This is a genomic window from Methylibium sp. Root1272 (genome assembly GCF_001425905.1).
Classification (GTDB): Bacteria; Pseudomonadota; Gammaproteobacteria; order Burkholderiales; family Burkholderiaceae_C; genus Methylibium.
Map to the genome: position 1 here is coordinate 446672 of NZ_LMDY01000012.1, position 14242 is coordinate 460913.

Genomic DNA, 14242 nt, shown 5'->3' on the forward strand with positions numbered 1-14242 from the left:
TCAGGGTAGGAAGTCGCAGGGCTGGGCCGGATCAGTGGCGGCACACCGACCGTCGCGCCAACTGCCGGGCACGCGCACCCAGGGTCCAGCCGCGGACCGCAGCCGTTGCAGCACGGCCGGGCTGTAGCTCACGCGACCGTTGCTGCTGCCGGAGAGGCCGCCGCGCGCCACGAGCGCTCCGTGCAGATCGATGGCGCCACCAGGGTCGAAGCTGCTGTCGGCCGCGTAGATCAGGCCGTGGGCGGGGAAGCTGCCATTGAAACGCAGCGCTCCGCCGACCACCAGGAGGAGCGGCCGGTCGGCGCTGCCGACCGTTGCGCCGGGCCAGCCGGCGGCGTCGAGTTGCAGATCGCCGTCGACGAAGAAGCTCGTGTCGCCCTCCGCATAGGCGGTTCTCAGCGCGGCGCCGCAGGAAACGGCCGTGCACCCGGCGATGCGACGGGTCGCGGGGGCCGCGGCGAATTGCGCCGGCGTACCGCCGAACAGCGCGGCAAAGAAGGCCGACCCCGACGCGTCGGCCGCCGCGAGCCGCGCCAGGGCCTCGTCGCCTTCGATCAGCGCGTTCTCGACCGGGCTGCCCGGCAGCGTGCTCAGGAGCGGCGGCGTGCCGCCGAGCGTGAGGGTGCCTCCCGCATCGATCAGCAGGCCGTGCGTGGCGTGATCGGTGTTGGCCAGTTGCCAGCCGTCGAGTGCCGTGCTGCCCCCGGTGGTGAGGGCAGCGACCGGTATCGTTCGCAGGGCCGGGCGGAGCTTGAAAATGGCCTGAGCGGCCGCCGCGGCATCGGCAATTGCGGATCCGGTGTCCGGCACGCACTGTGAACCGCGGCTGGAGCAACCGCGGGCGGTGATCCTGAGGGCCTGGGGATCGCCGCTGACGGCTGCGAACTCGACGGTGAAGCTCGGGCCGTTGCCGTTCCACTCGGCCGAGCTGCCGGCGTCCGGGCAATGGCAGCTCAGGCCGGTCGCACCCAGGCTGCAACCGGGACGAACGGTGGTCACGGGCGCGATGGCGGCATCGGGGGCCGACTTCGGGACATAGCGTTCACGGAACGAGGTCGGTTGATCCGCGGCCGGGAGGCAGTAAGCATCGAGGCGGCGACCATCGTTCAACAGGGCCTGCGCCCATTCGAGCCCGGCCTCGGCGGTCTCAGCAGCAATCGTGGAGCGGTATTGATTGGCCGAACTCCGCTGCTCGAAGAGCAGGCTGCGGTTCTCGAAGGCAGCCAGGATGGTCATCGCCAGCAACAGGATCATCACCACGGCCAGCGCGGCGGCGCCTTGCTGGGGTGTGCGGCCGGGCTTCATGCGGCCGAGGCGGGGCAGGAGCCGATCGGCAGCGCATCGTTGCGAACGCGCACGGTCTGCCGGATCTCACGCTGCACGGCGGCGTCGGTCGCAGAGCGACCGCGCAGAACGATCACGTAGCTGCGCAGCGACAGCACGGGGCAGCCCGCCGTGCCGGCGGCGCAGGCAGGCGTGCAAAACTGGCCGAGCGGGACGACGCTGACCCGCGGGTTGATCGAAAAATGCGTGATGCGCACGGTGCCGGGGTCGGTCATCGCTTGCCAGCTGGCTCCGTTCAGCGTCTGCAGCGTGTCGCCGCCGAGCCGGAAGCCGGTGGCCTCCGCCGGATCGATGCTGTCGTTCTCGAGGGTGTCGCGAGAAAAGCTGTAGCGCACGCTCGCTGCGTCCTCTGGACCGGCGGTGGCGATGTCCTGGTAGGGATTGGGCCTGTCGGTCGACGTGCGTTGCCAGAAGCCGGCACGGCGCAGGTCGCGCGAGATCAGATCGGCCGCGGCTCTCAGATCCTGATGAACGCGCGCCTCGAGCAACAGGCGCCGGCTGTCGCGCAACTGGTCGACGAGCAGGACGATGCTGCCGATGACCACAAAGAGCGCGACCGCGAAGCCGACGAGCAGCTCGACCAACGACAGGCCGCGCTGGGACGCGACGCTGCTTCTCGGCCGGGACATCCGTGCGTTCGCCATGCGGGAGCTCAGCGGTTCCAGCAGACGCTTGCGAGCGCGGAGCCAGTCGACGAATGGAGGGTGTTGCCGCCGCCCAGCGTCAGACTCAGGCTGGAGCAGGCGGTGTCGAGGGCTTGCGCGCCGGCAGCATGGGCCGTGGCCGTGTAGCCATCGATCGCGCCGCGGTCGATCGTGATCAGGTAGCGGCCGGACGGGGGCGACGACAGGCCGAGCGTCGTGAGGGTGTCGGCATACGTGGGGTGATTCGCGCGCCAGCGTTCCTGCGCCTGCTGCACCTGGGCCAGCGCGGCGATGGCTTCGATGCGACGGGTCTTGAGCAACTGCCCCATGAAGCTGGGATAGGCGATCACCGCCAGGATGCCGACGACGAGCAGCACGATCACCAGTTCGACGAGACTGAGACCGCGTGCGACATCCGGACCTGGCCGAGGTGCCATGCTCAGCAGGCGCGGTAGCCGCCGAACTCGGCACGTGGGGAGCACGAGCGCACGCGGCCCATGATGTTCACCACGTGGTGCACTGCGCGGCCGTCGAGGCCGGTGACACGGATCGTCGCGGCCGGTGTGCTTGTGCCATGCCGTGGGTCGTAGACGATGGAGCCCACGTTGGCCTGCACGCTGACGCGGCTGCCGGCTGGCAATGGCACCGCCTTGATCTGCTGCGCCTCGCCGCTGCAGGACGGGCTGCCGTCGGCCTGGCAGCTGCAGGCCGCTGCGGCGCCGCTGTGCAGCAGGTAGCAACTGCCCCCGCTGGGCAGCGCGACGAAGCTGGCGCGCAGCGTCTGATTGCGGGCGACCGCTTCGGAGCGCAGGAACTGCAGGTCGGTGGCGAGCTCGGTGGCCACGCCCTCAGTGTGGCGCCTCTGGAGCAGGTCCTGGAAACCAGGGATCGCGAGGGTCGCAGCGATGGCCAGGATGGCGAGCGTGGCACCCGTCTCGATGAAGGTGAATCCCCGTTGCGGCGTTCGCATGGCCTCTCCCCGACGTCGTGGTGACGATGCAGGCGAATCTAGGCTTGCGATCTTGGGGCCGCGTCGCCCTGTCGGGGGAAGCGGGGAGGGAAGCGCTGCAGCCGCTGCCTCAGAGGCCGTGACAGGCGCGGGGCTTCAGATATCCTTGATGAGGCGGCTGAACTCGTCGACGCCCTCGAAGCTGCGATAGACCGACGCGAAGCGCACGTAGGCCACCTTGTCGAGCTTCTTCAGTTCGCGCATCACCATCTCACCGATCTTGGCGGACGGCACCTCGTTGGCGGCCGTCGCGAGCATCTTCTCCTCGATGCGACCGAGGGCGGCCTCGACCTGGTCGATGCTCACCGGCCGCTTGCGCAGCGCCAGCATCATCGACGCGCGGATCTTGCTGCGGTCGAACTCGCTGCGGCTGCCGTCCTTCTTCACGACCGCCGGCATCGCCAGCTCGGCGCGCTCGTAGGTCGTGAAGCGCTTGTCGCAGGACGGGCAGCGACGTCGGCGACGGATCACGTCGCCTTCGTCGGATTCCCGGGTCTCGGCGACCTGGGTGTCCTCGTGGCCGCAGAAGGGGCAGCGCACTCGGCTCAGGCCCGGACGCGAGGGAGGAGCCTGCGAAGGGTCGGCAGGTTCAACGGTAGACCGGAAACTCGCGCGTCAGCAGCGCCACCTTGGCGCGCACTTCCGCCAGGTTGGTCTCGTCATGCGGGCGGTCGAGCACGTCGGCGATCAGGTGGGCGGTCTGAACCGCCTGCTCCACTCCGAAACCGCGGGTCGTCATCGCCGGACTGCCCAGGCGGATGCCGCTGGTGACCATCGGCTTCTGCGGGTCGTTCGGGATGCCGTTCTTGTTGCAGGTCATGTGGGCCTGCCCCAGGATCGCCTCGGCTTCCTTGCCGGTGAGTCCCTTCGGTCGCAGGTCGACCAGCATCACGTGGCTCTCGGTGCGGCCCGAGACGATGCGCAGGCCGCGCTCGGTCAGCGTGCGCGCCAGCGCGTCGGCGTTCTTCACGACCTGTTGCTGGTAGGTCTTGAACTCGGGTTGCTGCGCTTCCTTGAACGCCACCGCCTTGGCCGCGATCACGTGCATCAGCGGGCCGCCCTGCAGGCCGGGGAAGATGGCGCTGTTGATCTTCTTGGCGATGTCCTCGTTGTTCGCCAGGATGATCCCGCCGCGCGGGCCGCGCAGGCTCTTGTGCGTGGTGGAGGTCACCACGTCGGCGTGCGGCACCGGGTTGGGGTAGACGCCCGCGGCGATCAGCCCGGCGTAGTGCGCCATGTCGACCATGAAGTAGGCGCCGACGGCCTTGGCCACCTTCGCGAAGCGCTCGAAGTCGATGCGCAGCGCATAGGCCGACGCCCCGGCGATGATGAGCTTGGGCTTGTGCTCGTGGGCCAGCCGCTCCATCGCGTCGTAGTCGATCTCTTCCTTGGCGTTCAGGCCGTAGCTGACGACCTTGAACCACTTGCCGCTCATGTTGAGCGCCATGCCGTGAGTCAGGTGGCCGCCCTCGGCGAGGCTCATGCCCATGATGGTGTCGCCCGGCTGCAGCAGCGCGAAGAACACGCCCTGGTTGGCCTGCGAGCCGGAGTTCGGCTGCACGTTGGCGAAGGCCGCGCCGTAGATCTGCTTCAGGCGATCGATGGCCAGTTGCTCGACCACGTCGACGTTCTCGCAGCCGCCGTAGTAGCGCTTGCCGGGGTAGCCCTCGGCGTACTTATTGGTCAGCTGGGTGCCTTGCGCGGCCATCACGGCCGGGCTGGCGTAGTTCTCGGACGCGATGAGCTCGATGTGCTCTTCCTGGCGTCGGTTCTCGGCCTGGATGGCCGACCAGAGTTCGGCGTCGACGTTCGCGACGGTGGATTGCTGGCGATCGAACATGGTGGCGGTTCTCAACGATCAGGAAGACCCCAGTACAGCGCATCCGCGATGCGGATGCAGCCGGGGGCTGCCCAGGCGAGCGGCGGAACGGGTCTGCAGAGGCAGCAGAACTTCCGGCAGCGCTTCCCGGTGGGAGTCCACCTCGGGCCCGCGGGGGCCGTATCGCCAGTCGCGCTGCCGAAGCAGTTTACCGGAGCCCTGTCGGCCGCTTCGGCAACGGTGTGCCGGAAGGCGGGTCGATCGATCAGCGCAGGGCGACCTGCTGGGACGGGGTTGCGGGAAGCTCCTCGCCGCCCGGTGCCGGCACCGCGGACGCTGCCGCCTCGGCAGGTGCCGCGACCGGCAGGGTTGTCGGCGGCACGATGATCGGGGCCGTCACCGCGACGTTGCGGCCCGCGGCAACGGACCGGAGGTGGCTCTGCTCGCCCAGCACCTTGCCGGCGTAGCCGCCATCGTCGGCGAGGTTGGCGGCGCCGACGTAGTACTTCAGGCCCCCCTCCAGGCTGCCGGCGCGTGCGATGCATTCCTTCAGCACCTGCACGCCGACGCGCAGGTTGGTCACCGGGTCGAAGGCCGCGTGGTTGCCACCGAAGGCCTCGTACTTGTCGTCGTGGACGCGGGTCATGACCTGCATCAGGCCCTGCGCACCGACCGAGCTCTGCGCAAACGGATTGAAGCTCGACTCGATGGCCATGATCGCCAGGATGAGCGTCGGGTCGAGCTTGGCCCGCTGCCCGACCTGCCAGGCTTCCTGGACCAGCCGGCTAACAGGTTCCGGGGCGACCCGGTAGCGGCGCGCCAGCCAGGACGCCACAGCGGCCTGCTGACGATCGAGGTCACCCGGGTCGGCGGCGGTCGCCCGTGCCACCGCGTCGCGCTCGACCAGGGCCGCCGCCAGACCGGCCAGCGAGGTGTCGGCTTCCACGCGGGCGACCTGACGGGTCTGCAGCCAGCCCAGCGCGTGTTCTTCCAGCGTGTGGCGCAGGTCGGCACGGCCTGCGAAGAACAACGACAGTGCCACCACCACCAGACCGACCAGGGCGAGCGAGTTGTGGCAAACCTCGAGCAGGCCGTGGCCCGCATCCTTCAAGAACACCGCCACCGGGCGGCCCAGCGCGGAGGCCAGGTGGCGCAGCGGCTGGTGAGACGGGAGTGCTGTCATGCCTCTCCTTTCGATGTGCGTGAAGCCGAGCAAAGAGCCCGAACCCCACAGCGATAATTCGCCCGCCGCGGCATCGACACCACCCTGCATTCGGGGTCAGCGTCGACGGGACGGGTTATCCCTCACGGGAACGGGCCGGAGTGTAGGAAGGCTTTAAATAACCAGTCAAGACTATCAAACCGATCCTTAATAGCTATTAAGTATGAAATACCGGGATCTGCGCGAGTTCTTGGACGGCCTGGAGCAGCAGGGGGAAGTCCGCCGCGTCGTGGAGCCAGTCTCCACGCGGCTTGAGATGACAGCGATCAGTGACTTGCTTTTGCGCCGCGCCGGCCCGGCCCTGTTGTTCGAGCAACCGACGTCGGGCCAGGGTAGTTACAAAATTCCGGTCTTGACAAACCTGTTCGGCACCCCGCGCCGGGTGGCGCTGGGCATGGGGGCGGCGGGCGCCTCCGAGCTGCGCGAAGTGGGTCGCCTGCTCGCCAGCCTGAAGGAGCCGGAGCCGCCCAAGGGCCTGAAAGACGCCGGTCGGCTGGTCCAGCTCGGCAAGGCCCTGTGGGACATGAAGCCCGCTCGCGTGCGCAGCGCGCCCTGTCAGGAGGTCGTGCTGGAGGGCGCGGACGTCGACCTCGCCACGCTGCCGGTGCAGACCTGCTGGCCGGACGACGCCGGGCCACTGATCACCTGGGGCCTCGTGATCACGCGCGGCCCCCAGTCGGTGCCGACGCCGCGCAGCCGCCAGAACCTGGGCATCTACCGCCAGCAGGTCATCGGCCCTCGGCAGACCATCATGCGCTGGCTCGCCCACCGCGGCGGGGCGCTCGACTTCCGCGATTTCGCGCTGGCCCACCCCGGCCAGCCCTTCCCGATCGCTGTGGCTCTGGGGGCCGACCCGGCCACGATCCTGGGCGCCGTGACGCCGGTGCCCGACAGCCTGAGCGAGTACCAGTTTGCCGGCCTGCTGCGCGGCAGCCGGACCGAGGTGGTCGATTCGGGCGTGGGGGAAGGCGACGTCAAGCTGCAGGTCCCGGCCAGCGCCGAGTTCGTGCTGGAGGGGCACATCCCGGTCGCGGCGCCTGGGTACCGGGGCACCAGCGCCCACGGCGTGCCGCTGGAGGAACGCGGCGGCTACCTGCATGCGCTCGAAGGCCCGTTCGGCGACCACACCGGCTATTACAACGAGCAGGATTGGTTCCCGGTGTTCCAGATCGACCGGATCACCCACCGCCGCGACCCGATCTATCACTCCACCTACACCGGCAAGCCGCCGGACGAGCCTGCCGTGCTGGGCGTTGCATTGAACGAAGTGTTCGTGCCCATCCTGCAGAAGCAGTTTCCGGAGATCACCGACTTCTACCTGCCGCCCGAAGGCTGCAGCTACCGGATGGCGATCATCAGCATCCGAAAGAGCTACCCCGGCCACGCCAAGCGGGTGATGTTCGGCGTGTGGAGCTTCCTCCGCCAGTTCATGTACACCAAGTTCATCGTCGTCACCGACGACGATGTCGACATCCGCAGCTGGCAGGACGTGATCTGGGCGATCACCACGCGCATGGACCCGGTGCGCGACACCACGCTGGTCGACCAGACGCCGATCGACTACCTGGATTTCGCCTCGCCGGTCTCGGGCCTGGGCGGCAAGATGGGGCTGGACGCCACCAGCAAGTGGCCCGGCGAGACGGCCCGTGAATGGGGCCGCCCGATCCGGATGGACGCAGCGGTCGAGCAGCGGGTGGCGGCCATCGTCGAGGCTCTGATGCCGGCGTCCGGCGGGCGCTGAAAAAGAGCTGACCCGATCGAGCGGCAATCGGGTGTGCCGGCGCCATAGGCGTGCGCGGTTTGCATCCTGCGTTCGGGGCGCCTAGTCTTCAAGGGCCTGCAACGCAGGCAAATCCCAGGACGCAGTCTCTGCGTACCAGGAGCCCCGGACCATATTCCTCCGGATCTCCAAAGGTGGTGCTGCCACCTCGCCCCTCCCGCCGTGATGGCGTGGAGGGGCATTTCTTTGAGCCCAGCGAAAGACCCGTCGCCGAAGGGCTGAGTGATGCTCGTGTGTCACCGTCGATGATCCTGTAAGACCTTGCATCCACCCTCCTCGTAGGGGGGTGGATATCAGCCGCACGCACTTAGCCTCCAACGCAAATTTTCAACAGCGCGTCAGGGAGAAGGCGGCTTGTCGAATGCAGAAAAAGGAGGGGCAGTCGCCGTCGGTGGGCGTGTTACCGATGAAGAAGCTCGTGCTCAAAAAGCCGGAGTGGAAGACGCCAACCGGATACCCGCTGGCCTAGCCGCGTTATGCCTTTTGGCACGACTGCACCGCATTGCCGCCGAACCCGCGGCAGTCATGCACCAACTCGGCAGGACTTCCAGCGAGCCTTGGTCTACGGACGACCTGCTCCTCGCCGCCAGGCACCTGGGGCTCAAAGGTAAGCTCAGCCGACCGAGCGTCGAACGCCTGAGCCTGACCCCGCTTCCCGCACTGGCCCTGCTGCGTGACGGCCGCACCGTCGTGCTGGCCCAATGCGACGGCCAGCGCGTCCTGCTGCAAGACCCGAGCGAGCAGATCCAAGGCGGCCGCCCGGTCATCGAGCCGATCGCCGTCTTCACCGAGCAATGGACCGGCGAACTCCTACTCGTCACAAGCCGCGCCAGCGTCGCTGGTGAGCTCGCGAAGTTCGACTTCAGCTGGTTCATCCCCAGCCTCGTCAAGTACCGCAAGCTGTTCGGCGAGGTGCTGGTCATCAGCCTGTTCCTGCAGTTGTTCGCGCTGATCAGCCCCTTGTTCTTCCAGGTCGTGATGGACAAGGTGCTGGTGCACATCGGCCTCACCACGCTGGACGTGCTGGTCATCGGCCTGCTGGTCGTGGTGGTGTTCGAGAGCGTGCTCACCGCGCTGCGCACCTACGTGCTCGGCCGCGGCTACGGCGCCGACACGCTGCAGGAGAACGACACCACCGCCGGCAACACCGACGTGCTGCAGTTCCTGAGCGGCGTGTCGACCGAGCAGATCTGGCTGCGCAAGGTGTCCAACAGCCTCGAGGTCAGCATCATCGGCACTTCCGACAAGGCCACGCTGACCAACTGGTATCTCGGAAGCCAATACCACGTGGAGCAGTTCAAGACCTCGGACGGCAAGACCCTGCTGGACTCGCAGGTGCAGAACCTGGTCAGCGCGATGGCGGGCTTCACGCCGCCGGCGGCCGGGCAGACCACGCTGCCGCCGAACTACCAGACGGCGCTCGCGCCGGTGATCGCCGCGAACTGGAACGGGTGAGGAGGCCGGGCGATGGTCCGCGCGGCTGTCGGCTCAGTAGCCGACGCCGCGCGCCAGCAACTCGCGCAGCACCACGCGTACCTCGCCGAAGCCGGCACTGCTCGGCAGCCATTCGAGCACGCCCCGGTCGGCCGGCACGAAGTAGCCCATGGGCGCGGCGGTGATCTGCACCGAGTCGCCGCCGGCGTGCCGGAAGGCGCGCAGTGCGCGCGGCATGTGCCAAGCGTGCGTCACCAGCACGATGTGGCGGATGCCCGCCGCATGCAGCTGCTTGACGCTCAGGATGGCGTTCTCGCGGGTGTCGCGCGACGCGGTTTCCGCCCACTTGATCGGTCTCAGGAAGTCGCGCTCGGCGATGCGTTGCGCGATCTCGGCCTCCGACAGGCCGCTGTCGTCGTGCTGGCCCCAGCCGATGCCGCCGCTGAAGGCCAGTGGCAGGCCGGTCTGGCGCGACAGCCGCACCGCATAGCGCAGGCGCTCCAGCGAGGCGGGTTGCAGGTCGGCCGTGCCGGACTCCGGCGCGCGCGGGATGCGGCCGCCGCCGAGCACCAGGATGGCGGTCGTCGGCGCGGGCTCGGCCTTGGGTGGCTTCAGGCCGGCGATGTCGGCGTCGCTCAGCGGCGGCGGGGCGGGCAGCAGGGTCGACTGCAGCCAGTGTCCGGTGCCCTGGCAGGCGCTCAGCCAGATGAGCGCCGCGCTCATCAGCAGCAGCACCATGCCGACCCGTGGGCGCCAGACCACCAGGCGCCCGCCGATCAACATCAGCAGCAGCCAGGGCACCGGCGGCAGGGCCAGTGCGGTGAGCAGGGGCTTGAAGGGTTCGAGGCCGGTCATGTAAGTTGTCGTGGGTCGGGACGACGCATTGTGGAGAGCCGGGGCCATGCGGCTCTGCGGCATCATTGCCTTGGCTCGCTTAATGCCGCGGTTCGGGCATTTGTCACGCGTTGCCCCGCCGTTCCCCCCGCGCTCCACCCCGGAGCCTGCCGACCTGCAAGGAAGTCCAGCGATGAACACCTCTGAGAATCTAGAGACCGCCACCCTGGGCGGCGGCTGCTTCTGGTGCACCGAGGCCGTGTTCCAGGAGGTCGACGGCGTCGTTTCCGTCGAGTCCGGCTACAGCAACGGCCACGTGAACGATCCGAGCTACGAACAGGTCTGCGGTGGCGAGACCGGTCATGCCGAGGTGATCCGCGTGCAGTTCGACCCGCAGCGCATCGGCTTTCGCGAGCTGCTCGAGATCTTCTTCGTCGTGCACGACCCGACCACGCCCAACCGCCAGGGCAACGACGTGGGCACGCAGTACCGCTCGGGCATCTACACGCACAACGACGAGCAGGCGCGCATTGCGCACGAGGTCATTGCCGAGCTGCAGGCCAGCGGCGGCGTGCGCGGCAAGGTGGTGACCGAGGTGAAGCCGGAGCTCAATTACTGGCCGGCCGAGGCCTATCACCAGAACTACTTCGTTCAGCATCCGGGACAGGGCTACTGCGCCTTCGTGGTCGCGCCCAAGGTGGAGAAGTTCCGCAAGACCTTCGCGTCGCGCCGCAAGGTTTGATCCGCGGAGGGTGCCGCATACTGGCGGGCCCTCGCTCCGGCCCTTTGCCTCCGTGAAAGCCTGCGCTCGTCGTTCGCCCGCCGCTCCGCGCCTCTGGCTCGGCGTGTTGTTGTGCGCCGCGTTGCTGTGGGCGCAGGTGCTCGGGCTGGCGCACCGCAGCGTGCACGGTGGGGTCTCCGGAACGGTCGTTGCCATCGCCGCGCCGCAGGGGCAGGCGCATGGCGGGACATCTGCCGCCGCGCACGGGATCGAGGCGCTGTTCGGCCACGAGCGCGGCACGCCTGCCTGTCATCTCTACGACCAGCTCTCGCTGGGGGATGCCGCCTCCTCCGGCAGCGTCGATGCCGTACCGGCGCTGTCGCCCGGCCATCTCGCGGCACCGGTGCCGACGCCGCCCTCGGGCGCCGTCCGGCTCGCCTACCGCGCCCGCGCGCCGCCGCCGACGATCGCCTGATCGATCGTTCGCAGGGGGCTCTGCCGCGGCCGTGGCCGAGCGCGGCCCTGCGCCATCGGCGCTTCGGGACGGACTGCGGTCGTCCCGGCGCTGTTCGTTCCCGTCTTCCTGAATGGAGCCCGCCTTGCGCGGGGTCTTCGCATGCGTTCGTCACTCACATCCCTCTCGCAGGCGCTTCGCGCCGCCTTTCTTCCGTTGCTCGGTACGCCACTGTTGGCGTTGGCGCAGACCGCGTCGCCCCCGGACACCACACTGCCGCCGGTCGTCGTCACCGGCAACCCGCTCGACAGCGACGGCATCGCCACCCCCTACAGCGTGCTCGCCGGCCCGGGCCTCGTGCTCAAGCGCGGCAGCAGCCTGGGCGAGACGCTGTCGGGCCTGCCCGGCGTGTCGTCCAGTTACTTCGGCCCCAACGCCAATCGGCCGGTGATCCGCGGCCAGGACGGCGACCGCATTCGCGTGCTCAACAACGCGGGGGCCACGCTCGATGCCTCGGCCCTGAGCTTCGACCACGCTGTGCCGATCGACCCGCTGGTGGTCGAACGGCTCGAGGTGCTGCGTGGCCCGGCGGCGCTGCTGTACGGCGGCAGTGCCGTCGGCGGCGTGGTCAATGCGATCGACAACCGCATCCCCAAGGCCGCGATCGACGGCATCGGCGGCGCACTCGAGCTGCGCGGCGGCGGCGCGGCCCGCGAGCGCTCGGCCGGCGCGCTGGTCGAGGCCGGCGGCAACGGCCTGGCGATCCACGCCGACGTGTTCGCACGCAAGACCGACGACCTGCGCGTGCCCGATTTCGACCGCCCCGTCGACGGCGGCGGCACCGAGCGGCGCGACCGCATCGTCAACTCGGCCAGCGATGCCAAGGGCGGCGCCCTCGGCGCATCGATGCAGTGGGACCATGGCTACCTGGGCGCGTCGGTCGACACCTACCGCAACGACTACGGCATCGTGGCCGAGGAGGACGTGCTGATCCGCATGCAGCGCGACAAGCTCGCACTGGCCGGCGAGTGGCGCGATCTGGGCGGCCCGATCCGCAGCGTGCGCGCGCGCCTGCAGGCCACCGACTACCAGCACCAGGAAGTCGAAGGCAGCGGCGAGGTCGGCACCACCTTCAAGAACAAGGGCAGCGACGGCCGGCTGGAGTTCGAGCACGCGCCGCTCGGGGACCTGAAGGGCGTGTTCGGCCTGCAGGCGGAGCACGCCAGGTTCGAGGCACTGGGCGAAGAGGCTTTCGTGCCCAGCACCACCAGCGACCAGCTCGCGCTGTTCGCGCATGAGGAATTGAAGCTGCAAGGCGCCTCGCGCCTCAGCTTCGGCGCGCGGGTCGAGCGCCATCGCATCGAGTCCGAAGGCGATGCGGGCGCCGCAGACCCGAAGTTCGGCGACGCGCAGAGCCGCCGCTACACGGCCGGCAGCGCGGCCGTCGGCGGCGTGTGGGACCTGGCCCCGGCATTCGGCAGCGGCTGGCAGCTCAACGGCAACCTGGCCTACACCGAACGCGCGCCGACCAACTACGAGCTGTTCGCCAACGGTGTGCACATCGCCACCGCGGCCTTCGAGCGCGGCGATGCGGAACTGGGCAAGGAGAAGGGCAGCAACCTCGACGTGGCGCTGGAATGGAAGTCCGGGCACGACCGGCTGCGGGCCGGCGCCTTCGTCAGCAACTTCTCGAACTACATCGCGCTGCTGCGCACCGGTGAACCGGACTTCGTCAGCGACGAAGGCGAGGCCTTCCCGGTCTATGCCTTCCAGGGGGTCAGGGCGCGGCTCAGCGGCTTCGAGCTGGAAGGCGCCTGGCGCGTACTGGAAGGCGCCCGGACGATCGACCTGGAAGCGCAGCTCGATGCGGTCCGGGCCACCAACCGCAGCACCGGCGAGCCCCTGCCGCGCATCGCGCCGCTGCGCGTCAAGCTCGGCGCGGCGTACGGGCTCGAGGGCTGGACGTTACGCGGCGAGGTGGTGCGTGCGCAGAAGCAGGATCGCGTGCCGGACGACGACGAAGCCACCGCCGGCTACACGCTGATCAACCTGGCCCTCAGCAAGCGACTGGCCTGGGACGGCAACGACGCGTTGTTCTTCGTCAAGCTCGACAACCTGACCGACCGGCTGGCCTACAACGCCGGTTCGGTGGTGACGGTGCGCGATCTGGCGCCGTTGCCGGGGCGCAGCCTCAGCGCCGGCCTGCGCGTCGCGTTCTGATGCGTGCCTGGCGCTACGGCGCCAGGCGCTCGCGCAGCCAGCCGCCGGTGGCCTGCTGCGTGTAGCGCAGCCGGTCGTGCAGGCGGCTCTTGCGGCCCTGCCAGAACTCCCAGCGATCCGGCAGCAGCCGGAAGCCGCCCCAATGTGGCGGGCGCGGCGGGTTCAGCAGGAACTGTGCGCCGTACTTGGCCGCGTTGGCCACCAGCACCGCGCGCGACGCGATCACCTGGCTCTGTGGCGAGGCCCAGGCGCCGAGGCGCGAGTCGAGGGGCCGGGAGCGGTAGTAGGCGTCCGATTCGGCGTCGCTGACCTTCTCGACCCGGCCTTCGATGCGCACCACGCGCTCGAGATCGACCCAGTGGAACTGCAGCGCCGCGAACGGGTGTGCGGCCAGTTCGCGGCCCTTGCGGCTCTCGTAGTTGGTGTACCAGACGATGCCTCGCACGTCGCAGCCCTTGATCAGCACCACGCGCGTCGAGGGGCGACCGTCGGCGCCGACCGTGGCGAGCGTCATCGCGTTGGGCTCCGGCAGCTCGGCCTTCAGCGCCTGATCGAGCCACTGCTCGAACTGCTGCAGCGGGTCGGCGGCCGAATGGGCCTCGTCGAGTTCGTCCTGTTCGTAGCTCTTGCGGAGGTCGGCAATGTCGGGGCGCATGCACAAAAGTGTAGGCGGCTGGTGAAAGGCCAACTTGGCCCTGGCTTTCGGTCAGGATTCCGCGCACCGCCGCGATGCGTCCGGCATCACGGAGCACAGTCCGTGA

14 protein-coding genes and 1 riboswitch are annotated in these 14242 nt (G+C 69.0%); of the genes, 5 read left to right on the plus strand and 9 right to left on the minus strand.

Annotated features, from left to right (window positions below; all coding sequences use genetic code 11):
• From ASC67_RS07895 to ASC67_RS07925, 7 genes are all read right to left on the minus strand, one after another.
• Window positions 1-1305, minus strand: a complete 1305-nt coding sequence (locus ASC67_RS07895) for a PilX N-terminal domain-containing pilus assembly protein (RefSeq protein ID WP_056317530.1) — start codon at window positions 1303-1305, stop codon at window positions 1-3.
• Entirely contained in the window at window positions 1302-1928 is a 627-nt protein-coding gene (locus tag ASC67_RS07900) for a hypothetical protein (RefSeq protein WP_056317533.1), read from the minus strand. Before ASC67_RS07900 ends, ASC67_RS07895 begins: the two co-directional genes overlap by 4 nt.
• A gap of 68 nt (window positions 1929-1996) precedes the next feature.
• Window positions 1997-2425, minus strand: coding sequence for a type IV pilin protein (locus ASC67_RS07905; RefSeq protein ID WP_056317537.1), 429 nt, complete (start codon window positions 2423-2425; stop codon window positions 1997-1999).
• Window positions 2426-2427: 2 nt separating this feature from the next.
• Window positions 2428-2958, minus strand: a complete 531-nt coding sequence (locus tag ASC67_RS07910; protein WP_056317540.1) for a GspH/FimT family protein — start codon at window positions 2956-2958, stop codon at window positions 2428-2430.
• A gap of 135 nt (window positions 2959-3093) precedes the next feature.
• On the minus strand, window positions 3094-3537 hold the full coding sequence (gene nrdR, locus ASC67_RS07915) for a transcriptional regulator NrdR (RefSeq protein ID WP_056317542.1): 444 nt from the start codon (window positions 3535-3537) through the stop codon (window positions 3094-3096).
• Window positions 3538-3586: 49 nt separating this feature from the next.
• Complete coding sequence (gene glyA, locus ASC67_RS07920) at window positions 3587-4837, minus strand: serine hydroxymethyltransferase (protein ID WP_056317545.1); 1251 nt, start codon at window positions 4835-4837, stop codon at window positions 3587-3589.
• Window positions 4838-4899: 62 nt separating this feature from the next.
• Window positions 4900-5020, minus strand: a riboswitch (ZMP/ZTP riboswitch).
• A gap of 61 nt (window positions 5021-5081) precedes the next feature.
• Window positions 5082-5999, minus strand: a complete 918-nt coding sequence (locus tag ASC67_RS07925; RefSeq protein ID WP_056317548.1) for a lytic transglycosylase domain-containing protein — start codon at window positions 5997-5999, stop codon at window positions 5082-5084.
• 202 nt (window positions 6000-6201) lie between these two features.
• Here ASC67_RS07925 and ASC67_RS07930 point away from each other — a divergent pair, with 202 nt between their 5' ends.
• Both ASC67_RS07930 and ASC67_RS20790 read left to right on the plus strand, forming a co-directional pair.
• Complete coding sequence (locus ASC67_RS07930) at window positions 6202-7779, plus strand: UbiD family decarboxylase (protein ID WP_056317551.1); 1578 nt, start codon at window positions 6202-6204, stop codon at window positions 7777-7779.
• A 474-nt stretch (window positions 7780-8253) separates the two neighbouring features.
• Window positions 8254-9273: a cysteine peptidase family C39 domain-containing protein gene (locus ASC67_RS20790; RefSeq protein WP_200946868.1), complete on the plus strand. Its 1020-nt coding sequence runs from the start codon at window positions 8254-8256 to the stop codon at window positions 9271-9273.
• A 33-nt stretch (window positions 9274-9306) separates the two neighbouring features.
• On the opposite strand, the gene ASC67_RS07940 is transcribed toward ASC67_RS20790, so the two are convergent.
• Complete coding sequence (locus ASC67_RS07940) at window positions 9307-10107, minus strand: YdcF family protein (protein WP_056317556.1); 801 nt, start codon at window positions 10105-10107, stop codon at window positions 9307-9309.
• Between the two features lie 172 nt (window positions 10108-10279).
• On the opposite strand from ASC67_RS07940, the gene msrA reads away from it, so the two are divergent.
• The 3 genes from msrA to ASC67_RS21110 all read left to right on the plus strand — a co-directional run bounded on the left by msrA (window position 10280) and on the right by ASC67_RS21110 (window position 13481).
• Complete coding sequence (gene msrA, locus ASC67_RS07945; protein ID WP_056317559.1) at window positions 10280-10828, plus strand: peptide-methionine (S)-S-oxide reductase MsrA; 549 nt, start codon at window positions 10280-10282, stop codon at window positions 10826-10828.
• A gap of 52 nt (window positions 10829-10880) precedes the next feature.
• Entirely contained in the window at window positions 10881-11282 is a 402-nt protein-coding gene (locus ASC67_RS07950; RefSeq protein WP_156466692.1) for a hypothetical protein, read from the plus strand.
• Between the two features lie 141 nt (window positions 11283-11423).
• Window positions 11424-13481 carry a TonB-dependent receptor gene (locus ASC67_RS21110; protein WP_082535887.1) on the plus strand — a complete coding sequence of 686 codons (2058 nt, stop codon included), beginning with the start codon at window positions 11424-11426 and terminating at the stop codon, window positions 13479-13481.
• Between the two features lie 13 nt (window positions 13482-13494).
• On the opposite strand, the gene pdxH is transcribed toward ASC67_RS21110, so the two are convergent.
• Window positions 13495-14136 carry a pyridoxamine 5'-phosphate oxidase gene (gene pdxH, locus ASC67_RS07960; RefSeq protein WP_056317568.1) on the minus strand — a complete coding sequence of 214 codons (642 nt, stop codon included), beginning with the start codon at window positions 14134-14136 and terminating at the stop codon, window positions 13495-13497.
• Window positions 14137-14242 lie beyond the last annotated feature (106 nt).

What these genes read in the sequence shown, in the direction of transcription:
- ASC67_RS07895 (WP_056317530.1), bottom strand. Translation starts at nt 1,305, where the DNA reads ATGAAGCCCGGCCGCACACCCCAGCAAGGCGCCGCCGCGCTGGCCGTG.
- ASC67_RS07905 (WP_056317537.1), bottom strand. Translation starts at nt 2,425, where the DNA reads ATGGCACCTCGGCCAGGTCCGGATGTCGCACGCGGTCTCAGTCTCGTC.
- ASC67_RS07910 (WP_056317540.1), bottom strand. Translation starts at nt 2,958, where the DNA reads ATGCGAACGCCGCAACGGGGATTCACCTTCATCGAGACGGGTGCCACG.
- glyA (WP_056317545.1), bottom strand. Translation starts at nt 4,837, where the DNA reads ATGTTCGATCGCCAGCAATCCACCGTCGCGAACGTCGACGCCGAACTC.
- ASC67_RS07925 (WP_056317548.1), bottom strand. Translation starts at nt 5,999, where the DNA reads ATGACAGCACTCCCGTCTCACCAGCCGCTGCGCCACCTGGCCTCCGCG.
- ASC67_RS07930 (WP_056317551.1), top strand. Translation starts at nt 6,202, where the DNA reads ATGAAATACCGGGATCTGCGCGAGTTCTTGGACGGCCTGGAGCAGCAG.
- ASC67_RS07940 (WP_056317556.1), bottom strand. Translation starts at nt 10,107, where the DNA reads ATGACCGGCCTCGAACCCTTCAAGCCCCTGCTCACCGCACTGGCCCTG.
- msrA (WP_056317559.1), top strand. Translation starts at nt 10,280, where the DNA reads ATGAACACCTCTGAGAATCTAGAGACCGCCACCCTGGGCGGCGGCTGC.
- ASC67_RS21110 (WP_082535887.1), top strand. Translation starts at nt 11,424, where the DNA reads ATGCGTTCGTCACTCACATCCCTCTCGCAGGCGCTTCGCGCCGCCTTT.
- pdxH (WP_056317568.1), bottom strand. Translation starts at nt 14,136, where the DNA reads ATGCGCCCCGACATTGCCGACCTCCGCAAGAGCTACGAACAGGACGAA.